The organism is Haloleucobacter albus (assembly GCF_052492075.1).
The window spans coordinates 1-26,534 of the sequence record NZ_JBQWAS010000013.1; the positions used below are offsets into that span (position 1 = coordinate 1).

Consider the following 26,534-nt stretch of genomic DNA (forward strand, 5'->3'; position numbering starts at 1 on the left):
AAGACCGTCAACGTCAATGGCCCGCTCGCTCAGGGTCTTGAAGTTGACTATGATGGTGAGAAGCGCGCTGACCTGACGCTCAACGTCTCCGCCAATATCGGCAATGTCGGTAACGGCTCCAGCGTGCGCGTGCTCGAGGCCTCCTCTCTGGCCGTGCAGTTCCAGGGTGCCTCCATCCTGAACTCCAGCATCCAGGTTGACGAAGACACCACCCAGACCGTTTCCATCGTGAACCAGTCTGTGGGTGATGCCGTGGTCAACGGTGACGGCCTCTTCCGCGGCACCGCGATCGAAGATGGCCACTCCATCCGCACCCTCACCATTGCGACCGAAAACTCCGGTGACCTCACCGTGGGTGGCGTTGCGATGGATCTTCCTCCCGTGGATGCCCTTGCCAACGCCAACAGCCTTCAGACCCTGAACGTGTCTGCGGCTTCCAACGGCGACATCATGCTCGGCCTGATCGGCGATCACCACGGTGGTGAGGCTGACGATCTCGAGACGGTTTCCATCCAGGCTGCCGACTACGCCGATATCACCTCCTACGGTATCGACGCGGACGAGACTGATGGCGCCGGCAACAATGCGGCTGATATCTCCCGCATTGACATTGTTGGTGGCACCGAGACCCGCATCGGGCTGTTCGGTGCTGAGCAAGATCTGGAAGTTGATGGCCACTCGAATGTGGTGCTTCCGGAAGTCATCACCCAGGCCTGGGTTCCCCCGGTCATCTTCCAAGGTCATGTCATCGTCCCTGGTTATTTTGTGAACGACGAGCGCACCAGCTACGACATTGACACCTTTGGCCATAACTGGCTGCAGGCTGGCTCTGTTGGCGCCATGAACATCACCACTGCCGGTGAAGTTGTGGGTGCTGTCTCCGAAGTTGCCACTCAGGAAGTTGCTCACTGGACTGGCAACATCGGTCCGGTCGGCGGCCACTGGGGCACCCCGACTGTCGCCTTCGTGCATGTGTTCAACGATCTGGTTGGCCTTGATCTGGAAGCGCCTTCCACTGGCACCCTCAATGTCAGCGGCACGGGTTCCGTGAACGGCTTCTTCTTCGAAGACGAAGTGGTGAAGACCCTCGACGCTTCCGGTCTGGCTGGCGGTGACGCTGGCACCGTGACGACGGATGGCTTCGCGGCTTATCTCGGCACGGATGTCGCTGATGAGCTCGGTGTCATTGGTCGCGACTACGGCTTTGCCGTGCTGACCACGGAAGAGGCCTCCTCCGGCTTCACCGTTCTCGGCTCTCAGGACGCGAACTATGTGGTCGGCACCAACTCCGCCGACAGCCTCACGGGTGCTTCGCTCAGCGATCTGCTCATCGGTAATGGCGGCCGTGATAACCTCATGGGTGACGCTGGCAACGACATCCTCTTCGGTGACAACACCGGTGCTGAACTGGCTCGGGAGATTGCGTTCGGCAACGACACCATTGATGGTGGCGCTGGCAACGACATCATCATCGGTGGCGGTCAGGCTGCTGGCGGTCAGGACACCATGACGGGTGGCACGGGCGATGACACCTTCGTCTTCCGTCTGGGCGAAGAGTTCGTCGGCCTGAACAGCGAAACCGGCAAGTCTTCGGTGGGTTCTGCGGTGTCTAACGACATCATCACCGACTTCGGCAACGGCAACGATGTTCTCGTGTTCGACGTTGATGCACCGGAACTGACCGGCGTTGACCTGTATTTCGAAGGTGAGTGGCACACGGAAATCGGCGCTTTTGGCCCTGCCAATGTGGTTGTCCGCCAGGGCACCTATGCGGATGGCGGTGAAGGCACCTTCCAGGTGAGCGCCACCGGCTCCGACTATCAGGTTCTCCTGATGAACAATGGTCAGTACTTCGGTGTTCCCTCCGGCAACGGCCAGAACCTGTTCAACGACGCCGATCACGAGATTGCCCTGCTCGGCGCGGCTGACGGTTCGGGCTCGATCTCCGCTGACAACTTCGTCTTCGTCTGATCCTCGCGGGTCACAAGACCAGACAATATGGACCCCGGCGCTATCCGCGCCGGGGTCTTTTTGCATCAGAACGCAACGTCACCGGTTGCGAAACACAATCATTAGGTGCTTTTTAAGCCGATACACTCTACAATTGCGCGAGCAAGAGACCCACAACCGGGTCAGGAGCAGCACGGATTTCATGAGCAACATGCGTTCACAGGCACATGCGGGCCCTCAGCAGAAGGCGCGCACGGCGCTGGATGCCGCCCTGCAACTCACGCGGCCGGCCTTCATTACCGCCATCGTGTTCTCCTTTTTCATCAACCTGCTGGGCCTCACCGGCCCACTCTACATGATGCAGGTGTATGATCGGGTGCTTTCCAGCCGGAACATCACCACGCTGGTTGTGCTCACCCTTATCATCGCCTTCCTGTATCTCATCTGGGCTGCTCTGGAATCACTGCGCTCCCGCGTGCTGGTGCGCGCCGGCGTCAAGTTTGATGAGGTGGCCAGCCCACCCATGTTCGTGGCCGTGCAGCGCATGAGCCTGCTCAACCCCAGCGCAGGCAGCGCGCAGGCCCTGCGCGATACCGATACGGTGCGGGAATTCTATACCGGGCAGGGGCTCATCTCCCTGTGCGACCTGCCGTGGGTGCCCATCTACATTATCGTCGCCACCATGCTGCACCCCTATTTCGGGCTGCTGGCCGTGGTGAGCTGCATTTTCTCCGGCCTGCTGGCCGTGGCGAATGACAGGGCCACCCGCGCCTCTCTCAATGAGGCCACCAAAGCCAATATCCATGCCGGCAACCAGGCTCTCACCACCTTCCGAAACTCCGAGGTGTTGCAGGCCATGGGCATGGTGGGCCAGCTCCGGGATCGCTGGCGCAAGAATCATATGGGCGCGCTGGGTTGGCAGGCTGCGGCATCCGACAAGGCCGGCGTGCTCATGGCCGCCACCAAGTTCAACCGCTCCTTCGTGCAGAGCCTCGTACTCGGCCTTGGCGCCTATCTGGCCATTACCGGGCAAATCTCCCCCGGCGTGATGATTGCCGCCTCCATCATTGTGGGCCGCTGCATTCAGCCGGTGGAAATGGCCATCGGCAACTGGAAATCCATGGTCAATATGCGCTCGGCCTATGATCGGGTGCAGACCCTGCTGCGCGCCCTGCCCCCCACCGGAAAGCGCGTGCGCCTTCCCGACCCCACCGGCGCACTCTCGGTGGAAAATCTGGTGGTGCGCGCGCCGGGCCGTGAGGCTCCCGTGCTGCGCGGCGTCTCCTTCCAGATGGCTCCGGGCATGGTGCTGGGCGTTATCGGCCCCAGCGCCGCCGGCAAATCCTCCCTCGCCCGCGCCCTTGTGGGGGTGTGGCCCGTGCTGAATGGTGCCGTGCGGCTGGATGGCTCTGATCTTTCCCATTGGGACCCGGATCAGCTTGGTGAACATCTGGGCTATCTGCCGCAGGATGTGGAGCTGTTCTCCGGCAGTATCGCCGAAAATATCGCCCGCTTCCGCGAAGGCGATGACGAGAAGATCATCACCGCCGCCCAGATGGCTGGCGTGCATGAGATGATCCAGAACCTGCCGGATGGCTACAATACGCAGATTGGTGATGGTGGCCAGGCCCTTTCCGGCGGCCAGCGCCAGCGCATCGGTCTTGCTCGGGCCATTTACGGCATGCCCTCTCTTATCGTGCTGGATGAACCCAATGCCAGCCTCGACGCCACCGGCGAACAGGCCCTGATGGACGCCGTGCGCCGCCTGAAGGAAGCCGGCAAAACCGTCATCATCATCACCCACAAGACCAACAGTCTCGCCTTGTGTGATCTGGTGCTGCTGATGAAGGATGGCACCGTGCAGGCATTTGGCCCGCGTGATGAGGTTCTGCGCCGTCTCATGGGGCCGCGCGTGGTGCATTCAGCCGAAGGGCAGGAGCAGGCGGAACCGGCCCGCAAGGCCGCCGCAGCCCAAGGCGGCATGCAAGCTGTCGCCCAGGCCGTCGGGCAGAATGGTGCTCAGCGCCCCTCCCAGAACGCCCCGGCGCAGGCCGCAGTTCAAGCCGCAGGTGGTGCCCAAGCTGCTGCCCAAGCCGGCACAGCCCAAGCCGGCGCGGTTCAAGCCGGCGCGCGCGCCTCTGGCAACAATGTCAGCTCCACCGCCGGGCACGCCAGCTTTCAGTCCCCCTTCCGGGCCTTTACCGCTGCCGCCAGCACCCCTGCGACAGCGCAAGCCATGAACTCCGCCAGCCCCGAAAAGGCTGGTCCGGTCAAGGCCGCAGCCCCGGCCGATGAAGCCGCCGCCATTTCAAGCGAGAAGTGATACATGCCTCAATCCTATAAAGAGCTTTTCGCGGCCGCACGCGCACGCGCCGAAGCTCTGGCCGAACATCTGATGACCTTCCTCAAGGAGAGGCTGGCCAAGCAGGATGAACAGGCCATGGGAGACGCACCCAAGCCCAGCAGCGACTATCACGCCGTCGCCATGATGGGATATGCCGTGATCGCCTTCGCCTTTCTGGGGCTGGGCAGCTGGGCGGCTTTCGCCTCCATCGACAGCGCCGTTATCGCATCCGGCGTCATCTCGGTGGAAAGCAAGCGGCAGATGGTGCAGCATCTGGAAGGCGGCATTGTTGATGATATCAATGTCGCGGAAGGTGACAGGGTGAAGGAGAATGACATTCTCTTCCGCCTCGATCGCACCTCCGCCCAGGCCAATTATGACGCCGTGCGCGCCCAGCTCGACGCCGCCCTCGCGACCGAGGCGCGGCTCGTGGCCGAGCGTGACCGGACCAAGGAGATCGAGTTTCCAGCCAGCCTTCTGGCGCGCGCCTCCCACCCCCATGTGAAGGAAGTGATCGCCGATCAGAGCGCCCAGTTCCGCGATCGCAAGGCGGCGATGGATGGCCAGGAGGAAATTCTGGAAAACCGGATCGGCCAGCTCCGCACGGAGATTGAAGGTCTGGCGCAGGAAAAGAAATCCGCAGAGCAGCAACTCCACTTCATTGATGATGAACTGGAAGGCGCCCGCACGCTGGAGGCCAAGGGGCTTGTCACCAAGGCCCGCGTTTCCTCGCTGGAGCGTGAAAAGGCCCGCCTGTTCGGCATTGTGGGCCGCAATATCGCTGACAGCGCCAAATCCGAAGGCAGCATCGGCGAAGTGCAGATGCAGATTCAGCAGCTGCGCCAGCAGCGTGCGGAAGAGGTGGGCCAGAAGCTGGTGGAAATTCGCCAGAGGCTGAGCGATCTGCGCGAGCGCATGAATGTGGCCAGCAATACGCTGGAACGGGTGGATATTCGCGCCCCCCGCGCCGGCACCGTGCAGAACATCAATTCACGCATTTACACCATTGGCGCCGTTGTGCGGCCGGGCGACACGATGCTTGAAATCGTGCCGGATAACGAAGAACTGGTGGTGGATGCCCGCGTGCCCGTGCAGGATATTGACAGGCTGAAGAATGGCGAGCCGGTGGAGGTGAAGTTCCCGAACTTCCACTCGCGCACCACTCCTCTGATTCTCGGCACGCTCATGTCAGTTTCCCAGGACAGGCTGGTGGATGAAGCCACGCACGAGCCCTATTATCTCGCGCGTGTGGCCATTGCCGATATCGACATTCCCGCAGATATGAAGGTCGCGCTCCGCCCCGGCATGCCTGCGGAGATCGTGTTCAACACTGGCGAGCGCACGGTACTGAACTACCTTGTCCGCCCGTTGACGGACGCCTTGGGCCGCTCCATGCGCGAGCGATGATAAAATGGATACGAGCTATACAGTAATTGATGTAGTTCCCGTCTTGTGCTCTACGCGCAACACGTGCATATTCCTTCGCTAGCACATTTTAATTGTGAGGCGATCATGATAGGCAACAGCCAACGTCGGTTATCCGACGATGCATTGGAGTTACGACGGGAAGCCGGACGCTGGCTGAAACAGCGCCGGGAGGAGTTGGGCCTTTCCCAGAGAGAATTGGCCTCTCTTGTCGGCACGGAATATTACACTTTCATCTCCCAGCTTGAGGCCGGTCGCGGGCGTATTCCGCCTGAGCGGTATCGGGCTTGGGCCACTGCGCTGGAAATGAACCCGAGAGAGTTCGTTCGGACCATTCTGCGTTACTATGATGCCCTGACCTTTGAAATCCTGTTCGAGGATGACAAGGATGCGGCGGCATCAGCGCAAGTGGAAAGTATCTGACTCTTCACTCTCGGAAGTCCCCCTTTTGGAAGCAGGCATGGCTGGCAGCAATATTGTCTCCCTGTTCCGCACCCGGCCGGCAAACCGGGACTGGAACAATCAGGAACTCGCCGAATTCTATCGGGTCGAGAGCGCATTGCTTTCGGTTGGGTTTCGGGTTGATACAGACCGTGGCCTGACCGATGAAGGTGAGCCATGGTTCATCTTTGCGGATGCCAATAGCGGCGATGTCATTGTGCATTGCGCCCGCACGGATGGCGCTTATCTGATCGCCAGCGCCGCCTTCGATCATGTCCTGCGCGGGCCGGATTTCCGCACGCTGGTAGAAACCTTCCTGGAGCGCAATCCGCTTGTTCTGCCGCCGGCCGATACGCCGGAAAAGAAAAGCAATGTGCGCCTGCACCCCAGCGCCCTTCTGGTGGCCCTTATCGCCACGGCCTTCTTCAAGCTCTCCGCGACCGATGCCGAAGCGGCCGAGCATGATGATGCTGACGCCAATGGTGCGCTGACGGACCCGCTGGAAAACCCCACGCAGGAGGGGGCGGAGATGGATCGCCGCCAGTCTCTGGTGGTGCTCGCTGCGGTTGCTGTCGTGACCAGCCAGCTGCATGGCGACATGGATCGGGATATCGCCTCGTCCCACACATCCATTCTGCCATCAGAAGAAGATAATGCGGCCGATGCGGATTTTGCCGCCATGCTGGCCTCTTCCGGGCTGACACGAGACAGCGCCCAACGGGCCGATGACATGTCGCAGGTGATCGCCTCCGGCTTTCAGGAAGCGCCTCAGGAGGGACATACGGCCAGCCAGGGCAGCATTGATCGCACGGTCGGGAATATTCTCGATGGGGATATTCTTTTCCCGGCCGAGCAGACGCTTGACCTGGATTTTACGCAGGTCACCTCTGCCCATCCTGCTCCCGAGCAAGCCATTGACCATCTCGCCAGCAGTTTGCAAAGCGATGGCCCGTTCAATCTGAGCGCCCTTTTCGCCGCCGATACAGCCAAAGCCGCAAACAACAGCCTCAAAACCGCGTCAACCGCCAGAGATGCCGACGCTTCTGATGTCGAGGCTGCGGGGTCTGCGCCTCATGCCGAGCAATCTGCAAAGCTGCTTGTCGAGAGCGGGCTGGAGTTGGAGTTTTCATCTTCCGCGACAGACAATCTTCCGCCACTGACCCCTGTAAAGCCTGCCGAAGAAGAAGCGGACACGCCAGACGTCGTCGATATCCCTGTCGAGACGCCGGATGATTCCACCGCACTTCCAGCGCCGGAAGCCGGCATCAACACATCAGGTATTCTTGAGGCGGTTGAGCCCTATCTGGATGTCAGCGCCGAACGCATCAAATATTCGGAGACCATCTACACATTCGATCAGAATGCGCGGGATTTCATCACGGATTATGTGCTCCAGGATGGAAGAACCGCCACATTCAGCGATGGGTCGGATGTGGTGATCTATGATTCCCGCCTCGCTTACGCGCAGGATATTCAATTCGTAACCTGGTCCATGGAAGATGGTTCTACCATCAGCCTGATCGGCACTTTCGCCTATCCTCATCTGGGCTGATCCATCGACGCTCCAAACACCACATGTGCCGGGCACGCTTCAGAGCGTCCCGGCACTGTCATGATGACATGGAGCCTTTCTCACTCCCCCCCTCAGGCTCCTCCTTTTCATAGCGGGCCGCGCTTTTCACAATTGGCGCCCGCAGGCTCAGCCACCACCCGCACCAGACCCGGCCCATCGCACATGCAAGACAGGAGGCAGATGTGAAAACGACCCTGCGAGACAGTCTTGTGTGGATTCTGCGGCCGGTCTGGCGTCCCTTCGAGAAAATGCTGGAACGGCGCGTCGCCCCGCTGGAAGCAGAATTGCGCGCGCGCCTTGATGCGCTGGATGCCCGTTCCGCCCATACCGAGCAGGAGCTCTATCGCCGCGCCGGAACGCTGGAAGGCCAGATGGTGCAAGTTCAGGAGCAAGTGCAGCATCTTGGCGCACAGTTGCACCGGCTGGAAAAGGGATGGCGCATTCACAGCCCCACTTTTGTAGAAGCCGTCGCCCATGTGGTGGAGCTGGAGCATAATATAACAATGCTGCGTCAGGAACTCGCCGCCCCGCACGCCTCCCAGCCTGCGCAGGAGCGGGACGCACCATGACCACATGCGAGACCGCCTCCACCCCCATGCCGGCTGACACCCAACAAGCCCAGGCCCGAAAAAAGGCCCTGATCGTGGTGCCCTCCGTCACCCGGTTCGACGCCATCTCCACATCAGTCTGCGAAACCTTCCACGCGCTTTCCGCCATGCCGGATCTGGATGTGAAGATCACGTCGTGGCGCTGCGATGTGCCGGGCATGAACTGGAAAAGCGCCGGCGACCTCTCGGACCTGCTGCTGGACGATGATTTTCTGGAAGCGGATCTGATCATCTATCATTTCGGCATCCATGTGAATCTGTTCGATGCCATGGTGATGGGCAATGGCCATGCCCGGCAGGCCGTGTTCTTCCATAATGTTACGCCGGCCCGCTTCGTACCGGAAGCGCATCATAAGCTAATCGCAAAATCCCTGCGGCAGATGGAAAATTTCCGTCGCGTGGATGAGATCTGGCCCGTCAGCCAGGTCAATGCCGATGAGCTGTATGCGCGCGATTTTGACAGCACCCGCATTCACATCATACCCCTTGCCGTTGATAGTCCCTCCTTGAAAACGCTGGCCTCCAAGCCCGAACCTGAACGGCTTGAACTGCTATTTGTCGGCCGGGTGGTGCACTCCAAGGGCGTGCTGGACCTCATAGCCGCACTCAGGGGCGTGGTGGCGCGCGGCGCGCCCGCGTTTCGGTTGCGTATTGTCGGCAATCTGGACTGGTCCGACAGCGCCTATCTCGAACACGTCAAGAACGCGATTGCAGAAGCCGGGCTCCAGCAGCAGGTGGAAATTGTGGGCACAGCCAGCGATGAAGAGCTGGAGCGGCTTTATCATCAAAGCCACATGCTGGTGATCCCCTCTTATCATGAAGGTTTCTGCAAGCCGGTGATCGAAGGCTTGCGGGCCGGGCTGATTCCGGTGGGATATGATGCCTATAATCTGCGCTATATCGCCAACGGCCTTGGCCGTATGAGCCCGGCTGGAGACATGCTCCGGTTGGAGGACGGGCTTCTGGCCATCATGCAGGGGCTGCCCGCAGCCTTTGCAGATCCGCAGGCAGCCCTTCTGCCGCTGGATCAGGGCCTTACCAGCCTTGCCGCCTTTGATGAAGCTGCGCAAGCCTATGTCGCGCAATTCACGCTTGAGCGCTTTCAGCAGAATGTCGCCGAACGGGTGCGCCGGTTGCTGGATCAACCGGCGGGCTGAAGCGGAAGAAACCGGCGGCCCGCACAGAAGGCGGGCCGTTTTTCCTCAGTGCGCATCCAGACACAATACTATGTGACCATAGAAGCTCACCTTCTTGCCCACTGGCGCAACCAGTTGTAACTGAAGCGCCGCCTGCCAGCGCTCCAGATGGGTTGGCGTGGTGAGAAAAAGCTTGTTCTGGCCCATGGCCAGCGGAACCAATGCCCCCAGCCCTCGGCTGAAATAGAGATTGCAGGCCTCATTCACGCCCGGAAAACCGGAATGCATGAAGTCATCCATCACCACAATTCCACCGGGGCAGAGCAGCCCTTCCACCTGCGCCAGATCCTTCAGCACGGCCTCGACATAATGCGCCCCGTCAATATGGGCGAGGCGGATGCCGGCAGCGAGCGCTGGCACAGTCGCCAGATCACATGACAGGCTGTTGGCCGTGATGGCCTGCACCTCCACCTCCGGGGCCCAAGCCTGCATATGGGCATCAAAAAGGGCGCGGTTGCCCTGCCCGCTATGGTCGATATTCTCATCTTGCCGGCCCTCGAACAGGTCCAGCGCCACCACCGCATCTTCCGCGCCGGCCAACATGGCCAGAAGCGCCGTGGTCTTGCCATGGTGTACACCCAGCTCGAACAGCGCGCCTGTCAGGCCGGCGTCTTTCTGCGCCCCATCCAGCACCACAAGGCACTGGGCCAGAAAGGCGTTGATGCCCCAGCCCTCCACATGCGCCATCCCCTCGAAAATATAATGCGCCTGTCGGGGCGTGAGAGCAGGGCGGTGAATAAGACAGGGTGTGTGCGGTTCCGCAGATGCAGCAGAGGCGGGGACGAAAGGCGCGCCAAAACGCACCATCTGCCGATCCAGCAACAGGCCGCGGATCATGCCCTCGACGCGATTGCGCATCACCGGCCAGATAATCTGCGCGGCCCATTGCGCCTGCCTCTCTGCCTGCTCGGCCAACGCCTCGCGATCCGCCAGCATGTCGGAAAGCCCGGCCGCCAGTTCATCCGGCGAGATGCCCGGCAAGGTGCGGGTGATGGGCGCGACATCCTCGAAGATGGGCAGGGGCGTACAAGCCACCGGCGTGCCCGAAGCCAGCCCCAGCCGCACCGCACCACTCGCCGATTCCTGTGTGTTCTGATAGGGATAGACAATCACATCCGCCGCCGAGAGACGGGCCATGATGTCTTCATCCTCCAGAAAATCACTGACAATGGTCACGCAGTCTTCCAGCCCCTCGGCTTTCACCAGCGCCTGACAGGCTGCCAGTTCCGCGCGCGAGACATCGGCCGGATAAAGCGCATTCAGCATCAGAAGGTGCAGATCCGGCCGGGAGACACGCATCCGCTTCACCGCAAGGATGATCTCGCGCAACCCCTTGTGCGGCAGAAGAAAACCGAAGGTCGCCAGAACCGTGCGCCCCTCCAGCCCCAGAGCGTGCCGCATCTGCCCCCGGTCACCGGCGAAAGGTTCGGGCAAGCCATGGGGCAGCAGCGTGACATTCTCCACCAGCCCGATGGCTTTCAGGCGGTTCAGGTCACTGGCGGAATGCACCAGAATACGCGTGGCGCGGGCAAGGCTCTGCCGCCCTTCCCCCAGACGCAGCCAGCCACCGCCTGCTTCTACCGGCCGCTCCACATCCATGGTGGAATGGAAGCAGAGGAAGACGGGCACACCATCCTTCTCCACCCGTTCCACCAGCCGGCACAGCGCCTCCAGCGGAAAGAAGCTGAGATTGAACTGGAGAACCAGCGCCTCCACCTTTTCGGCGCGAAGGGCGGCATAAAGCTCTTCCAGATCATCCGCCACCCAGCCCAGTGTCCAGCAACGGTGCACATTCGGGGCGTCTGGCCCTTCCAGAACCGCATTACGATTGGCGAACAGGGCAAGGCGCTCTGGCGGAATATCCCGCGTCAAGGCTTCGGAATAGGTGGCGATGCCGCAGCGCGTGTTCCAGGTGGAGACCCAGCCAATTTTCGGCAGACGCAGTACAGAACAATCCAATTGCTCCAGCGCGGCAACAGCCGTGCGTGTCTTGCTGGCGACCACCGGCCAGCGATAATTCTCATGCAGCAGGGCCTGCCCCTTCGCTACACGCACCGCCACTTCCGCCGCCGGGGCGGCGCGCACGGCCTTCATGCTCGCGATCAGGGAATCCACATCGGGCTCCGCCCATACGGAAGCTGTCACGCCCAGATGCGCGCGGGACCAGTCAAAGCTGAAATCACACAACCATGCGGTTTCCGGGGTGCAAAAATCGCGCTGGCCGCTGAAGCCGGTGGTAACAACCGGCTTGCCATGGGCCAGAGCCTCGGCCATCGGCAGGCCAAACCCCTCCCCTCGGGCCGGGCACACCACCGCATCCGCATCCGCATAAAGCGCGTGAATATCGGCCTCGTCGAGATCCTTCTCTATGAGGTGAATAGGCGCCAGCTCGGGATAATCCCGCTGCAATGCCTCGATCTGTCCGGCCACATCATTATGTTCATTGGGGAAGGTCTTGATGACCAGTTCCACCTTGTCATGCCGGCTGAAACCGCGCGCCCATGCCGCGAGCAAGGCGTCCACGCCCTTCCGCGGGAAGCAGGAGGAAATGTGCAGATAGCGATAAATGGCGGCATCGCGCGCCGGCTGCCCCCCCTGCTGTCGCGGCAGTTCACAAGGCAGTTCAAAAATGCCGTTGCCCACCATGGCGATGGGAACACGCACGCCGTTATCACGCAGCACCTTGGTCACGAAATGGCTGGTGGTGGTGATGAGATTCAGAGAGGAATTGAAGGCCGCCACATGGGCCGGCGGAAAGCCGCTCTCCTCCCACGCATAATTGCTCAGCAGGCGGGTCAGGCCGCGCATATCCAGCGCATAAGGCGGGTAGAGGTTCCGCGTCACCACATCCGGCATGGCCATGGCCGCAGCGCGCTGCCACAACCGCTCCACCTCCGGCTCTGCCGCCAGAAAGGCCGGGTCGGGCGGCAGACGGCCGGGGCCATCCATGCTCACCAGCCCCACATCCTCCCCCTGCCGTTCCAACTCCAGCGCCAGAGAGCGGTTGACGATGGCCAGGCTGTAGGAACTGTCAAACGGCCCTTCAATGCGCCAGCCGCCAATATGGCTGTTGTCGCCAGCACCACTTACAGGCTGCGGGCCGAATGCGGCTTCCAGCTCCCCCATATCCAGCGTTTCGAGAAAGGCGCGCTGGCGGCGCACCAGCTCCCGCCGCAACCAGGGCTCTTCCAGCACCACGCGCGCAGCCGCAGCGATCTGCTCCGGCGTCCTGCCCTGCACCTCCAGCCCTGCGGCGCGGATACCTTGCGCCAAGGCAGAACCTTCCCCGGCCCGTGACGGAGCCAGACAGACCACCGGCACATCCGCCCCCATGGCCTTCAGGGCATGGGGCAACGCTTCATCCGAACCATCCCAGATGACAAGGCCGGCCTGCACCAGCAGTGGCCAGAAAGTTGACTCACCCGCAACGCCATCTTGTTCATGCACCGAGACATCCGCACCGGAGAGCTCCCCCACTCCCGAACCCGCCCCGGCCAGAACGAGATGCAGCGGCACAGCCCCCGGCCGTTGCAACCGATGGAACGCCTCCAGCACAATGGCATGATCCGCCCCCTGGCCCACATACAGCAGGGTGAGACGATCATTGGCGATATCGACAACAGCGCCGGAAAGATGCGGGGCGATGAAATGACGGTGAATCTCGGCAAACAGCACGGTGGACTTCCTGCCTTGGGCGGCAATGTTGCAATGCGGGGAAGATGACATTCAAAGGTGATATTCAGGGACAGCGCGCAAACAGCAGATAATAACCGGGAAAATCCTGCTGCCACAGCAGGCCGCCTTGCTGGAAACCATGCACCGCCATCTGTGACAAAAGATTTTCAGCCTGCGCCATGACGGCGGAACCGGAATTTTCCGATATGCCCGCCAGAATCAACAGGCCTCCGGACATGAGTGTCTGCCGCGCCTGCGCCAGAAAGGACGACACGGCCTCCGCCTCCAGATTCTCAGCCTGATCGGCAAACACCAGCCCGCCCTGTTGTGCTGATGGAAGGGTGCGCAGATATGTCGTCGCAAGAGCAATGCTGACCGGGGCGGCTTCTCCTCCGGCTTCCGGGCGCACCGTTGCAAGACCCGCCCGCCCCAGCAGATACACCCAGATGCCGGACATATCCGGAGCCGCCAGCCCCTCGACAATGATGACAGACCTCCCGCCGGGGCCCTTGCACCCAACAACATCAAGCAACAGGGGTAAGGCGGCCTGCGCCTGCGCCATCATTGCGGGGGAAAGGTCTACAGGCGGGGCGCTGGCCGGCATGGCCGCACCACCCGCCGGCAACGGACCCGACATCCCCCGCGCCAGATCCCGTTTCAGGCGACGACGCGCGCGACGACGACGGTTCCATTCCCGGATGGGGCGAGTGCCAGGCAGATTTTTCAATATCTCATGCACGGAACGCCTGCGCACAGGCGCAGAGGGGGCCGCGCAATCATCAGGTCTCTCTTCATGGGGCGCCGCGGGTGCGGATACAACCGGCCCGCGCAGCTCAGCCGCCATAGAACGTGACACCGAAGCAGGCAGACGATGCGCCTCCTGCCTCAAGCGCTCAGCAAGAATATCCGGCGAAATCCTGACATCCGACATGTGCTTCACACATCACCACATTTGATGACAGTAATTACTGTCCGCCCGCCCGCCGGAATATCCCGCGCCTGATGGGCCAATACTTGTTTTGCGGAAGAAACGGGAAGCATATTCACATGCCAACAGCCTGCCTGCTTCTTGCTGCATATTCGCATGAGGCCCCGCTGTTGTCACCACCTTATGCTTGCAAATTACATTCATACACGTAATACGTCGGTCTTGCAGGGCGCTGCGCCAGAGTCTGGAACATCCGGCAGAACCGTTTGGCTGCACCCGCCTGTTCATGTCGCGTCATGCGGCCTGATCCCGACACCTGCGGGAAGAGAACCCGCAATACAACCGCAATGCAATCAGATTGCCCCGCACATGATGAACCAGACCGCCTCCCGCGTGATTTTCACCGGCGATTTTCTCAGGCCCGCCCCAAATCGGTTCGTATCGGCAGATGCAGGGCGCATGATGTGGCTGTCGAGGCTGTTTGGCTGGCAGGTGGAGCGCGCAACCGGGCACGCTGCGGCGACCATCGGCTGGGGCATGGGCTCAGCTGCGGCCCATATTCTGGGCGATGATGATATCGGCGCGATTTATGATGATCTCGCCCTGCCGCCGGCGCGTGAAGGCTGGGCCGCGCTTCAGGGCCGTACCGAAAGCACCGCCGCGCTGGATGCTCTTGTCGCGCGCCATTTCGCCGGCGCTTTCATCATCGGGTTCGCCCTGCCGCCCATACTGGAACAGGCGCTGCTGAAGCAGAGCGCACACGTGCTGAATATCCGCCTGCATCCGGCGGGCTTTCTGGATGATCTGCTGCTGGCCTTTCGGGGCTCGAGCGCGGAATTGAATGAAAAGCTGGCCCGTCATGCCATCCGCCATGATGATCTGCGGATGATGGCCGGGCTCGCCGGGGCAGCAGCCATCACCCGCAGCAGTTTTACCCCGGCGCCTGAAAGCCTCCTCATTCTGGAAAGTGCTCCAGACATCCCTCTTGCGGGAGAGCGGGCCCATGCCACGCTGGAAGATTTTCGCGAACCGCTGCTACGGGCCGTGGACGCCCACAAGGCCCGGCACCCCGAAGGCAAGATTTATTATCGCCCGATGCTGGAGAGTGCGGCGCGCCCCGGAGGCGCGGATCTGTCTCTTCTGCAACAATGGGGCATTGGGGCTGAAGAACGGCGAGAGCCGCTCTACACGCTTCTGGCGCACCCACACATCTCCAGCACACTCAGCCTGAGCGGAGATCAGGCGCAGGAAGCCACCTGTTTCGGCAAGGCGGCGCAAGGACTGCTGCCTCCGCTGTGCCCGCTGGCCGGGGAAAATGAAAATGGCGCGCTGGCCGGGCCGGGCTATGTCGGCATTGGTGAAGCCTGTCTTGGTGTTGGCTTCTGGGCCGAAATTCTGGGTGGCCAGCCCCTCCCGCACCCGCCCTCACCACCGCACAAGAGCAGCCGGCTGCGCATTTCCCTGAACCATTTCGGGGATTTCAACAGCATTGACAGCAACGCCTGGCTGGCGGCTGCCCTGAAGGATGAGCGCGCGCTGGATGGGCGCTTCCCCGCCCTCTCCCTCCTGCATGAAGGGCAGAAGGCCCATCTGGACGGGCTGGAGCGCCAGCTGGGCGAGGTGCGGAACGAGCAGATTGCCGTTCAGGGCACCACCCAGGTGCGGCTGGCCTTTCTCGAACAGGAACTGGCGCGGATGCATGCCGCGCTGGAGACCGCAACACGATGGCAGGCGGATGAAATGATGTATCGCAAGCGCTCCGCCCTCGGGCGTCTGCTGTTCCGGCGGGATGGACGCCCCGTCCGCGCCCTGCGCAAGACGCTCTTTCACGCCAATGGCAAGCCCCGCAGCCTGTTTCGCGGCTGGGTGGTGCGCTCCAGCGGTGAACCGCGCGACTGGATGCAACAATGGATGCTGGGGCCGGCCTATCTTGCCCTGCCCGGTGCGCATCATGCCCCCTCCGTGGCGCGTCAGCTGGTTGCAGAGGCCAGCCCGCGCCCCTTCACGGCCTGGCGCAGCGTCGCCGGAGCCAGCGAGCTCAGCGAAGCCGAGCTGGATGACCTGATGAGCCGCATCCGCGCCGAGGTCGAGGCCGCATCTTCCCCGCGCTCCAGCGCCAGTCAGGGGTGAGGCCATGTCCGGCAAGCCGAAACTGGCCATGGTGGCCGCCGGTTCCGCTCGCGGAGAACTGGGCGGGGCGGAGCGCTTCTTTGTGGGGCTAACTCAGGCCCTGTGCGATGCCGGCTTTGACGCCGAACTGGTGGCCGTACCCAGTGATGAAAGTTCGTTCGAGGCCATTCAGCGCTCCTATCTGCGCTTTTATGATCTCGACCTGTCCCGCTTTGACGGGGTCATCAGTTCCAAGGCGCCTTCCTATGCGCTGCGCCACCCGAACCATGTCTGCTACCTGCAACATACCATGCGGGTCTTCTATGACATGTTCGATCTGGAATTTCCCGAACCCAGTGAAGAGTTACGCGCCCAGCGCCATGTTATCCAACTTCTGGATACCGCCCTGCTGCGCGCGCCCCGCACCCGCAAGCTGCTTGCCATCGGGCAGGAAGTATCAGACCGGCTGAAGCTCTATAATGGGCTGGAGGCGCAGGAGATTGTCCACCACCCCACCACTCTTGGCGGGCTGCATGAGGGCAAGGCGGACTATTTCTTCCTGCCCGGCCGCCTGCATCGCTGGAAACGCGTGGGGCTGGCCATCGCCGCCCTGCGCCAGAGCGATATATCCGCCCGCCTGCTGATTTCCGGTGATGGCGAGGATGCCGCCCGTTTTCATGCCGAGGCCGGGGGCGATCCGCGCATCACGTTTCTGGGGCGGGTGAGCGACCAGCAACTGGCGGATCTTTACGCCAATGCCCGCGCGGCTCTCTTCGTGCCCATGCGCGAGGATATGGGGCTCATCACCTTCGAGGCATTTCACTCCGGCACCCCTGTCATCACGGTGCATGACAGCGGTGAGCCTGCCAATATTGTGCGCGATGGACAAACCGGCCTTGTCTGCGCGCCGGAGCCCACCGCGCTGGCCCGCGCCATGGAAACCCTGTGGGCGAACCCGGCCCGCGCCGCGGCCATGGGGACTGCCGGGCGTGAAAGCATCGCCCATATCACCTGGCAGAATGTGGCCCAAAGGCTGGGCAATGCTTTGGGCTATGCAGATTTTCTTACGGCACAGACCAAGTGAAGAGGGCGGATATGCTGCGCGTCACCATTCTGGACATGCAACCCATTGATCCGCCCGTGGGCGGTGGCCGCCTGCGTCTTCTGGGGCTGTATCACGGGCTGGGCGAAAATATCGAAGCCACCTATGTCGGCACCTATGACTGGCCGGGCGAAAAGCCGCGCGACCAGATGCTTTCGCCCACCTTGCGCGAGGTGATGGTGCCACTTTCCGATGCGCATTTCCGCGCCGCATCCGAGCTGTCTCAGGCCGCCAGTGGCCGCACGGTGATTGATTCCGCCTTTCACACCCAAGTGGATCTTTCGCCGGAATATCTGGAGCGCACCCGTCAGGCCGTCACCCAGGCCGATGTGGTGATCTATTCCCACCCCTGGCTCTACCCTCCAACGGCGGACCTGCTGGATCGCAGCCGCCAGCTGGTAATCTATGACTCCCACAATGTGGAAAGCATCCTGCGCATGAAGCTGCTGGATGATGGTGGCACCGGCACGCAGATTGTGCGGGAGGTGGTGCGCATCGAGCGCATGCTGTGCCAGACGGCGGATCTGGTTCTGGCCTGCTCGGGCGATGACGCCCGCGCCTTCACCCGCCTGTTCGGCACCTCCCCCGCCCGAACCCGCATTGTGCCCAATGGCGCATTCACCGAGCGCAATCCGCCGGTGGATGCAAACGGGCGCACCGCTGCAAAAGCCCGGCTGAAGCTGGGGCCAAAGCCGCTCGCCATCTTCCTCGGCAGCGCCTATGAACCGAACGTGGAAGCCGCCCACTTTATCATCCATGACCTCGCCCCCAAACTGCCTCAGGTGCATTTTGTGGTGGCCGGCGGGGTAGGTGAAGGGCTTGAAAAGCCGGAGAGCAGCCCGGCCAATCTCACCATTACCGGTCGCCTCTCCGAAGAAGACAAGGATTGCTGGCTCGCCGCCGCCGATATGGCGGTAAACCCGATGTTCAGCGGCTCCGGCACCAATATCAAGATGCTGGAATTCATGGCCTGCGGCCTGCCCACCATCGCCACGCCCATCGGCGCACGCGGTATTGATACTTCTGCGGAAGCCTTTCTGGTTGCCAGCGGGCCAGCCTTTGCCCAAGCTGTCGCCCGCGTGGCGAAAAGTGCGCAGGAGCGCACCCGCCTGCGCGCCAATGCGCTGGAACAGGTGCGCCGCTTCTATTCATGGGAACGCATTTCCCGCAATCTCGGCCGCATGATCACGCGCCAGCACAAGGCCATGACCCGGCCGGGGCTGATGGCGAAGCCGGGTACAGGCAAGGCCCGGCCGAAATTCTCTGTCATCATTCCCACCTATGAGCGCCATGACATGCTGCGTGATGTCATCCAGCGCCTCGCACGGCAGGAGTATCGCGACTTCGAGGTAATCGTGATCGACCAGAGCGCCGCCCCGTGGGATGGCGCACAGGAGGATTTCGGCCTTGATCTGGCCTATGTGCACAGTGATGTGCGCGGCGCTGTCACCGCCCGCAATACCGGGGCCCTTCTGGCCAGCGGCGAGATTCTGGCCTTCACCGATGATGATACCCAGCCCCCGCCCGGCTGGCTGGCCGCAGCCGCCGGACGCTTCGAGACGCAAGACATTGCCGGGCTGGAAGGGCTCATTCTCTCTGACAAGGTGCATGATCCCGCCTATCGCCCCGTGACCAATCAGGGCATGGAAGGCATAGGCTTCATGACAGCGAACCTGTTCGTGCGCGCCGATGTGTTCCAGGCCATTGGCGGCTTTGACATCGGCTTTGAAAACCCGCACTTCCGTGAAGATACGGATCTGGGCTGGCGCATCGAGAAGATGGGGCCGGTGCCTTTCTCACGCGAGGCGTGGCTCTATCATCCCCCGCATCTGCGCTCCATTGAGCGGGAAAGCCTGCCCGAACGCTCCCGCTTCTTCATCAAGGATGCACGGCTGATGCGTAAACACCCCAAGCGCTATCCAGAACTGTTCGTGCGCGAACAGCAATGGCGCAACAATCCGCACTTTCTGCACTATCTGGCCGAAGGGCTGAGAATGGAGGGCATGCAACTGCCACCGGAACTGGCGGAACGCATGAAGGCACTGGGGCTGGAACTGCCAACCGCCGACACCCCCGCAGCCTGAGCCCATATACAGAAAAGGCGAGGCCCAGCGCCTCGCCCGCTCTTCCACCGCATGACAGCCCTATTGGGGGCGGCCCACGCTTTCATACACGAAGCCATGCCTGGTGACTTCCTCAGCGCGGTAAATATTGCGCAGATCAACCAGAACAGGGTGACCCATCAGCCCCTTCAACCGCGCCAGATCCAACGCGCGAAACTGGTTCCACTCGGTCACGATCACAACCGCCTCAGCCCCTTCGGCAGCCTCATAGGGGCCTTCAGCATAAAGCACATTGTCCATCACCTTGCGGGCATTCTCCATGCCTTCCGGGTCATAGGCCGCGATCTGCGCGCCATGGTCCTGCAAGGACCGGATGATGGAAATGGCGGGGCTGTCGCGCATGTCATCGGTATTGGGCTTGAAGGTCAGCCCCAGAATGGCGATCCGCTTTCCGCGCACATCCCCCTGCAAGGCCCGCACAACCTTGCGCGCCATCGCCTCCTTGCGTTGCTCATTGATAGATACGGTGGTTTCAATCAGCCTGATCGGGCTGTCATGATCCTGCGCGGTCTTCACCAGCGCGAGCGTATCCTTGGGGAAGCAGGAGCCGCCATAACCTGGCCCCGCATGCAGAAACTTGGAGCCGATCCGCCCATCCAGCCCGATGCCACGGGCCACCTCCTGCACATTCGCACCCACCTGTTCACACAGATCGGCGATCTCGTTGATATAGGTAATCTTCAACGCCAGGAAGGCATTGGCGGCATATTTGATAAGCTCGGAGGTCCGCCGCGAGGTGAACAGCATGGGCGCCTGATTGAGATATAGAGGGCGATAAACTTCCGTCATCACCTCTTTCGCGCGCGCATCATGCAGGCCGACCACGATACGATCCGGCCTCTTGAAATCCTCGATGGCCGCCCCTTCCCGCAGAAATTCCGGGTTGGAGACCACCGCCACATCGGCCTCTGGGTTGGTTTCACGGATGATCCGCTCCACCTCATCGCCGGTGCCCACCGGCACGGTGGATTTTGTCACCACCACGGTGAAACCCTTCACGGCAGCGGCGATCTCACGCGCCGCGGCGTAAACATAAGACAGGTCCGCATGGCCATCGCCCCGGCGTGAGGGCGTGCCCACGGCGATGAACACCACATCCGCCTCCGCCACGCTTTCAACCAGCTCGGTCGTGAAGGATAGACGACCCGCCTTCACATTGGTTTCGACCAGCGCATCCAGCCCCGGCTCATAAATGGGCATGCGCCCCGCCCTCAGCGCTTCGATCTTGGCCGCATCCTTGTCCATACAGACCACATCATGGCCGAAATCGGCGAAGCAGACGCCAGAGACAAGGCCGACATAGCCGGAACCAATCATCAGAATACGCATCAGAACGAAACCCCTGTCATGCGGGAGAGCCCTGCCCGGCACAGCGAACAGGACAAGACCTGTGCGTTGCGGAAACTATGCGTTTTATATTGCCCTGCCAATGGCCTGGTCATGACACAAGAGCAAAGCGCTGGCGCAAGCCCGATCATCTTTACATATGCACACCCCGGCACGCGACCGGCAGTGGCATTACAAAGCGCAACCTTCCCCCATCCAGTATTCACATGCCGCAACGGCAGGACGAGATAATATCTTGCCATACTCTGAACACGGGGGAGACACCCTTTCGCTGGATTGGCAGCCATGCCACATATGGCGCATGGCATGCTGGCCTGAACCGAAAAGAAGGATACTCCCCGCCCGTTTTCGCCCCACCTTCCATATGTGAACAGGGGCCGCGCACATGCGACGCCAACCTTCCGCTCAGGCGCATGCGTCTTCACACGTTCCAGCACGAAACCACATCCCCCTCTTGCACGTCATTTCTGGAGGATCTCAATGGCATTGATCGTCGTATTGGCGGCCTTGGCATTTCTCATGTTCGCCGCCTATCGCGGCTACAGCGTCATCATCATGGCGCCAGTGGCTGCGCTGGGGGCGGTGCTGCTGACCTCGCCATCCAGTGTCGCGCCCATGTTCAGCGGCACCTTCATGGTGGCCATGGTCGGCTTTTTGAAAAACTATTTCCCGGTGTTTCTGCTGGGTGCCATCTTTGGCAAGCTCATTGAGCTTTCCGGCTTCTCCAAGGCCATTGTCGCCGCTGTCATCAAGTGGATTGGTGCGGATCAGGCGATTCTGGTCATTGTGGTGGTGTGCGCCCTGCTCACCTATGGCGGCGTTTCGCTGTTCGTGGCGGTGTTTGCGGTCTATCCCTTCGCGGCAGAACTGTTCCGGCAGAATGAGATTCCCAAGCGCCTCATTCCCGGTGTGATCGCGCTGGGCGCGTTCTCATTCACCATGGATGCGCTGCCGGGCACCCCGCAGATTCAGAACATCATCCCCACCACCTTCTTCGGTACCACCACCTGGGCCGCGCCGGCGCTGGGCATTGTGTCGTCCATCTTCATCCTGGCGCTGGGCATCACCTATCTCAACTGGCGGCGTCGCAGTTGCGTGGCGGCTGGTGAAGGCTATGCCTCCGGCACGCTGCTGAACGAGCCCGAGCCGGTGGATCGGGCCCATCTCCCCAACCCCATTCTGGCCATTTCGCCGCTGATTCTGATCGGTGTCGTCAATTTCGTGCTCACCCGCATGATTCCGGTTTGGTATGGCGATGCCAGCACCGTGATGATGCCTGGCATGAAAGAGCCGCTCATCACCCCCATTTCCGGCGTTGTCGGCATCTGGGCGGTGGAAGGTGCGCTGGTGGCCGGCATCCTCTTCATCCTCGTCACCGCCTGGAGCACCATTGCCCACAAGGTGGCCGAGGGCAGCAAGCAGGCTGTGTCCGGCGCCATGCTGGCCGGCATCAACACCGCCTCGGAATATGGCTTTGGCGCGGTCATCGCCACACTACCGGGCTTCCTGCTGGTGAAGGAGGCTCTGGTCGCCATTCCCAACCCGCTGGTGAATGCGGCGGTGAGCGTCTCCACCCTGGCAGGCATCACCGGCTCGGCCTCGGGCGGCATGAGCATTGCGCTCGCAGCCTTGGGTGAGCATTTCGTGAAATCCGCCACGGAAGCCGGCATTCCCATGGAAGTGCTGCATCGTATCGTGGCGATGGCGTCCGGCGGTATGGATACACTGCCGCAGAATGGTGCGGTCATCACCGTGCTGGCGGTGACGGGCCTGACGCATCGTCAGTCCTATCCAGACATTTTCGCCATCACCATCATCAAGACCATGGCGGTCTTCTTCGCCATCGGGCTCTACTACACGACTGGCCTCGTGTGATCTGTCGCCGGCCGGGCCTGCAAGGTCCGGCCGGCTCTTTATCTTCGGCCACCATGCCCGTATCTGACGTGGAAGACAGGGGAAACAACCTCAGGCCACACAGGCGCAGAAGCTCTGCGACCCTCCCGGCCCGCATCCGCGACAAGACAAACGCCCCCATATCTTCATTGCCCGAAAGATCGAATGCACACGGCAGCAGCCAGTAGCTGGTGCATCGTCCCGTGAAGCATGGCCTCATCGCTCGCCATCGCAGAGCTGACGGGATACGCCGGATAAGATGACGCGCCGTTGGCTTCACGCCCATGCCCATCACGCCCACGCCTATCAGGCACAAAGCACGGCGGCCGAAGTCCCTCCGAACGATCCAAACAAAAACGGCCGGATCTGAAAGATCCGGCCGTTTTATATTCATCAGAACTATTGCTGGGCAGGTGGCGGTTCCGGTGTGCGCTCCACCAGTTCTCCCCAGGATGCGAAGGCTTCATGGAAAGCCTGCTCGCCCATATCACCCTTGTCAAACAGGATGACCGCACGCTTGTTGTTCTCATACACAAACGGCACATCAATCCAGGGATAAAGCTGCATCAGCGTGACGTTGCGCTGGCGCTCAGCCGGCACGGTGGAAAGACCCACCAGGAAGAGCGTGGGGTTCACCCGCACAGAGAGCCCCGCCAATGGCACACCCTGCGCCTGCTGGGTCGGCTTCATGCGAATGCCGGGAATGCTGGCGATGGAACCGAAGGCGAAATCCTTCGGCAGACCAAAGGCAAGTTCAATGGTGTGCGAGGCAGGCAGGGTCTGGTCCGTATTCCGGCGCAGAACAAACTCCATCGAAATCTGGCGCTCGGGGATGGTCACCACGCCACGCACGCCCAGCTCAGGCGGCAGACCGGGACCCGCCTCGAAGGTTTCCGTCTTCCAGGTCACCGTGCCTTCAAAGCTCTGGGGTGGCGTATTGCCACCGGGGCTTTCCTCCAGCAACACGGCGCGCTGGGTGCCGGCGGCCTGCTGGCGTGCGGAATCGGGGGCGCGACGCGCATTGGCGTCACCAGCGGCGGCCATCCGGTCCGCATCCTTCGGCCGGTCTGGCTGCGCTTCTGGGGTGGCGGGGGCCTCTGCGGTCTGGGGCTCACGCTCCAGAACGGCTGAGCTGTTCACCACCACGAGGCCAAGGACAATCAGCCCCACCACGATCAACAGCGCCCAGAGGGCCGGCTTCTTCCAGGAGGGAGCCGGTTTTTCGGTACGGTTCAGCCCCGGACGCAGCCCAGCTTCGCGCGCGGCATCGCGACTGCGCACCTGACCTCGCGGCAGAGGCCCGGCAGCATTAACGCCGACAGCACCGCCCTTTGGCGCATTTTCACCAGAAGCACCATCCGGCGGCGCATGATCGACCGCGTCTTCAGGCGAAGCGGCGGGTTCATCATCGGCCTGGCGAAGATTGGCGGGCACATCATGCCCGGAAGAAGGCACATCGGCCTTCTCGCCACTTACAGCCTCGCCGGAGGATGCAGGTTCTCCCCCCGATTCGTCACTGGCGGCATCCGCATCCAGCTCCTCATCGGGGTTTTCATTATCCTGGGCAGCGAAGTCCGCTTCGATGCGACGAATGGCTTCTTCGAGAGAAAGCCGTTCACGCGTGATCTCTCCTTCAGGCAGGGGCGGGCTGACGCTCCGCAACTGCTTGAGAAGGGCTGCACGCGCCCGGTCGAACACCGCGCGCCGAGCTTCCGCAGAATTTTGCGGCAGGCTCGAAATCGCGCGGACGAGAAGCGGATAATAGTCAGCCATGGGTGCTGCTGCTTCGCTTTCGGGCCCGAGGGCTCCCTTCAGTCCTGGAACGGGTTGTGCACGAGAATCGTGTCATCCCGTTCAGGACTCGTGGACAACACGGCCACCGGGCAGCCGATCAGCTCCTCGACGCGCCGCACATATTTGACGGCCGCAGCCGGCAGATCCACCCAGGAACGGGCGCCTGCCGTGGATTCCTGCCACCCTTCCATGGTTTCATAGATGGGTTCCGCGCGGGCCTGGGCACCGCTTTCGGCCGGCAGATAGTCCACTTCGCGACCATCCACCTTATAACCGACACATACTTTAAGTTCAGTAAACCCGTCGAGCACATCCAGCTTGGTCAGGGCGATACCCTTGATGCCGCATGTACGCACCGTCTGGCGCACCAGAACGGCATCGAACCAGCCGCAACGCCGGGCCCGACCCGTCACCACGCCCACCTCACGACCGCGGGTGGCGAGGCGCTCGCCATCAGCATCCTTCAGCTCGGTCGGGAACGGGCCCTCGCCCACGCGGGTGGTGTAGGCCTTGGTGATGCCCAGCACATAATCCAGCGAGCCGGGACCAATGCCCGTGCCGCTTGCTGCCGAACCCGCCACCGTGTTGGAGGAGGTGACGAACGGATAGGTGCCGTGGTCAATATCCAGCAGTGCGCCTTGCGCGCCCTCAAACAGCACGCGCTTGCCATCCTGGCGGGCGCGATCCAGCAGTTCCCACACCCGATCCATAAAGGGCAGGATTTTCGGCGCGATAGCCAGAAGTTCAGCGACCAGATCGCCCGCCTTCACCTCTTCCATGCCAAGCCCGCGGCGCAGCAGATTATGATGGGAGAGCAGACGCTCCACCTTGGCAGGCAGGGCTTCGGCATCCACCAGATCCACAAGGCGGATGGCACGGCGGCCAACCTTGTCCTCATAGGCCGGGCCAATGCCGCGCTTGGTGGTGCCAATGCGGGTGCCGGCGCTGCCACTTTCGCGCAGGGCATCCAGCTCACGGTGCAGCGGCAGGATGAGCGGCACATTTTCGGCAATGCGCAGACGCTCCGGCCCGATCACGACGCCCTGCGCGGCGAGCCGTTCCAGCTCATCCACCAGCGCCTGCGGGTCCAGAACCACGCCATTACCGATAACAGAAAGCTTGCCAGGTCGCACAACGCCCGATGGCAGCAGCGACAGTTTATAGGTGACACCTCCGATAACCAGAGTATGCCCGGCATTGTGACCGCCCTGGAAGCGGACGATCACATCCGCCTGCTCAGAGAGCCAGTCTACAATTTTGCCCTTACCTTCGTCGCCCCACTGGGAGCCCACCACAACAACGTTGGCCACGGCTTGAATGCCTCCTCGCGCGGCGCGGGTCACATCGGCCCGCGCGAACAAAGCAAAGCCCCGGTTTTGGTCCGGGGCGTTTACCCATGCGTCTTACGGGATTGACGCGGCAGGTGCAAGCAAGGCCCGCGCAACCCTCCCCAGCATCTGACGCTCCCATACCCATATCCGGCTGAATATCGCCCGCCAATGGCTTATTCTGCCGCCCCGAACCCAACCCAGCAACCGGAATGCCAACATGCAGCACAAGCCAGAACCGTTCACACTCGACCCACGCCTTGAGGCGGATGGCCCCATGGTTGCGGATCTGGAACTGTGCCATGTGCGCCTTGTGAATGACGCCCGTTTCTTCTGGCTGGTGCTGGCGCCTCGTCAGGCCGGGCTGGTGGAAATCATGGATCTCGACGCCGAAGGCCGCGCCTTGCTGATGGAAGAAATGTCCGCAGCCGGAGCGGCGCTGAAGGCAGCATCCGGCTGCGCCAAGCTGAATGTGGCGGCGCTGGGCAATATGGTGCCACAACTTCATGTGCATCTTGTCGCCCGCGATGCGGGAGATGCCGCATGGCCCGGCCCAGTGTTCGGCGTGGGGGTACGCGAACCCATGGATGACGCCCTGCGCGACGCACGCCTTGCAGCCATCCGCACCAGGCTTGCGCCCCTCATCCGGCCATGACGGGCCTTCAAACTGTTTGCAATTCGACAATTTCAGCAGATTC

Annotated in this window: 17 protein-coding genes; 12 read left to right on the top strand and 5 right to left on the bottom strand. The window is 61.8% G+C overall.

The genetic code is table 11. The features are described from left to right. The 7 genes from ACT6QH_RS01280 to ACT6QH_RS01310 all read left to right on the top strand — a co-directional run. A partial coding sequence (locus ACT6QH_RS01280) for a calcium-binding protein (protein ID WP_444973006.1) occupies positions 1 to 1,971 on the top strand: 1,971 nt, incomplete at its 5' end. Between the two features lie 181 nt (positions 1,972 to 2,152). Further along, on the top strand, positions 2,153 to 4,273 hold the full coding sequence (locus ACT6QH_RS01285) for a type I secretion system permease/ATPase (RefSeq protein ID WP_444973007.1): 2,121 nt from the start codon (positions 2,153 to 2,155) through the stop codon (positions 4,271 to 4,273). A 3-nt stretch (positions 4,274 to 4,276) separates the two neighbouring features. Continuing rightward, positions 4,277 to 5,701 (top strand): HlyD family type I secretion periplasmic adaptor subunit, encoded by a 1,425-nt coding sequence (locus ACT6QH_RS01290; RefSeq protein ID WP_444973008.1) that lies wholly within the window; start codon positions 4,277 to 4,279, stop codon positions 5,699 to 5,701. A gap of 105 nt (positions 5,702 to 5,806) precedes the next feature. Then, entirely contained in the window at positions 5,807 to 6,142 is a 336-nt protein-coding gene (locus tag ACT6QH_RS01295) for a helix-turn-helix domain-containing protein (RefSeq protein WP_444973009.1), read from the top strand. A 37-nt stretch (positions 6,143 to 6,179) separates the two neighbouring features. Beyond that, positions 6,180 to 7,712: a hypothetical protein gene (locus ACT6QH_RS01300; protein ID WP_444973010.1), complete on the top strand. Its 1,533-nt coding sequence runs from the start codon at positions 6,180 to 6,182 to the stop codon at positions 7,710 to 7,712. Between the two features lie 203 nt (positions 7,713 to 7,915). Continuing rightward, positions 7,916 to 8,302 (top strand): hypothetical protein, encoded by a 387-nt coding sequence (locus ACT6QH_RS01305; RefSeq protein WP_444973011.1) that lies wholly within the window; start codon positions 7,916 to 7,918, stop codon positions 8,300 to 8,302. After that, on the top strand, positions 8,299 to 9,498 hold the full coding sequence (locus ACT6QH_RS01310) for a glycosyltransferase family 4 protein (protein ID WP_444973012.1): 1,200 nt from the start codon (positions 8,299 to 8,301) through the stop codon (positions 9,496 to 9,498). The genes ACT6QH_RS01305 and ACT6QH_RS01310 overlap by 4 nt, the downstream gene beginning before the upstream one ends. 45 nt (positions 9,499 to 9,543) lie before the next feature. Here ACT6QH_RS01310 and ACT6QH_RS01315 read toward each other — a convergent pair whose 3' ends face one another. Continuing rightward, on the bottom strand, positions 9,544 to 13,212 hold the full coding sequence (locus ACT6QH_RS01315) for a glycosyltransferase (protein ID WP_444973013.1): 3,669 nt from the start codon (positions 13,210 to 13,212) through the stop codon (positions 9,544 to 9,546). A 64-nt stretch (positions 13,213 to 13,276) separates the two neighbouring features. Next, the gene (locus tag ACT6QH_RS01320; RefSeq protein WP_444973014.1) at positions 13,277 to 13,939 is read right to left on the bottom strand and encodes a hypothetical protein; all 663 of its coding nucleotides are present in this window, start codon (positions 13,937 to 13,939) and stop codon (positions 13,277 to 13,279) included. A gap of 570 nt (positions 13,940 to 14,509) precedes the next feature. Between ACT6QH_RS01320 and ACT6QH_RS01325 the strand changes: the two genes are divergently transcribed. Genes ACT6QH_RS01325 through ACT6QH_RS01335 form a run of 3 tightly spaced genes read left to right on the top strand, consistent with a single transcriptional unit; the run spans position 14,510 to position 19,435 of the window. Then, entirely contained in the window at positions 14,510 to 16,270 is a 1,761-nt protein-coding gene (locus ACT6QH_RS01325; protein WP_444973015.1) for a hypothetical protein, read from the top strand. Between the two features lie 4 nt (positions 16,271 to 16,274). Next, on the top strand, positions 16,275 to 17,333 hold the full coding sequence (locus ACT6QH_RS01330; RefSeq protein ID WP_444973016.1) for a glycosyltransferase family 4 protein: 1,059 nt from the start codon (positions 16,275 to 16,277) through the stop codon (positions 17,331 to 17,333). 11 nt (positions 17,334 to 17,344) lie between these two features. Next, entirely contained in the window at positions 17,345 to 19,435 is a 2,091-nt protein-coding gene (locus ACT6QH_RS01335) for a glycosyltransferase (protein WP_444973017.1), read from the top strand. A 60-nt stretch (positions 19,436 to 19,495) separates the two neighbouring features. On the opposite strand, the gene ACT6QH_RS01340 is transcribed toward ACT6QH_RS01335, so the two are convergent. Then, complete coding sequence (locus ACT6QH_RS01340; RefSeq protein WP_444973018.1) at positions 19,496 to 20,803, bottom strand: UDP-glucose dehydrogenase family protein; 1,308 nt, start codon at positions 20,801 to 20,803, stop codon at positions 19,496 to 19,498. A 498-nt stretch (positions 20,804 to 21,301) separates the two neighbouring features. Between ACT6QH_RS01340 and ACT6QH_RS01345 the strand changes: the two genes are divergently transcribed. Beyond that, the gene (locus ACT6QH_RS01345) at positions 21,302 to 22,696 is read left to right on the top strand and encodes a GntP family permease (RefSeq protein WP_444973019.1); all 1,395 of its coding nucleotides are present in this window, start codon (positions 21,302 to 21,304) and stop codon (positions 22,694 to 22,696) included. Between the two features lie 417 nt (positions 22,697 to 23,113). Here ACT6QH_RS01345 and ACT6QH_RS01350 read toward each other — a convergent pair whose 3' ends face one another. Then, positions 23,114 to 24,487 carry a hypothetical protein gene (locus tag ACT6QH_RS01350; protein ID WP_444973020.1) on the bottom strand — a complete coding sequence of 458 codons (1,374 nt, stop codon included), beginning with the start codon at positions 24,485 to 24,487 and terminating at the stop codon, positions 23,114 to 23,116. Between the two features lie 38 nt (positions 24,488 to 24,525). Then, on the bottom strand, positions 24,526 to 25,818 hold the full coding sequence (locus tag ACT6QH_RS01355; RefSeq protein ID WP_444973021.1) for an adenylosuccinate synthase: 1,293 nt from the start codon (positions 25,816 to 25,818) through the stop codon (positions 24,526 to 24,528). Positions 25,819 to 26,056: 238 nt separating this feature from the next. On the opposite strand from ACT6QH_RS01355, the gene ACT6QH_RS01360 reads away from it, so the two are divergent. Next, positions 26,057 to 26,491, top strand: a complete 435-nt coding sequence (locus ACT6QH_RS01360) for an HIT domain-containing protein (protein WP_444973022.1) — start codon at positions 26,057 to 26,059, stop codon at positions 26,489 to 26,491. Positions 26,492 to 26,534 lie beyond the last annotated feature (43 nt).

Bases quoted from the DNA above. Each gene is read 5' to 3' on its own strand.
- ACT6QH_RS01330 (WP_444973016.1), top strand. From the start codon at position 16,275: ATGTCCGGCAAGCCGAAACTGGCCATGGTGGCCGCCGGTTCCGCTCGC.
- ACT6QH_RS01350 (WP_444973020.1), bottom strand. From the start codon at position 24,487: ATGGCTGACTATTATCCGCTTCTCGTCCGCGCGATTTCGAGCCTGCCG.
- ACT6QH_RS01335 (WP_444973017.1), top strand. From the start codon at position 17,345: ATGCTGCGCGTCACCATTCTGGACATGCAACCCATTGATCCGCCCGTG.
- ACT6QH_RS01325 (WP_444973015.1), top strand. From the start codon at position 14,510: ATGATGAACCAGACCGCCTCCCGCGTGATTTTCACCGGCGATTTTCTC.
- ACT6QH_RS01360 (WP_444973022.1), top strand. From the start codon at position 26,057: ATGCAGCACAAGCCAGAACCGTTCACACTCGACCCACGCCTTGAGGCG.
- ACT6QH_RS01340 (WP_444973018.1), bottom strand. From the start codon at position 20,803: ATGCGTATTCTGATGATTGGTTCCGGCTATGTCGGCCTTGTCTCTGGC.
- ACT6QH_RS01310 (WP_444973012.1), top strand. From the start codon at position 8,299: ATGACCACATGCGAGACCGCCTCCACCCCCATGCCGGCTGACACCCAA.
- ACT6QH_RS01345 (WP_444973019.1), top strand. From the start codon at position 21,302: ATGGCATTGATCGTCGTATTGGCGGCCTTGGCATTTCTCATGTTCGCC.
- ACT6QH_RS01295 (WP_444973009.1), top strand. From the start codon at position 5,807: ATGATAGGCAACAGCCAACGTCGGTTATCCGACGATGCATTGGAGTTA.
- ACT6QH_RS01285 (WP_444973007.1), top strand. From the start codon at position 2,153: ATGAGCAACATGCGTTCACAGGCACATGCGGGCCCTCAGCAGAAGGCG.
- ACT6QH_RS01290 (WP_444973008.1), top strand. From the start codon at position 4,277: ATGCCTCAATCCTATAAAGAGCTTTTCGCGGCCGCACGCGCACGCGCC.
- ACT6QH_RS01300 (WP_444973010.1), top strand. From the start codon at position 6,180: ATGGCTGGCAGCAATATTGTCTCCCTGTTCCGCACCCGGCCGGCAAAC.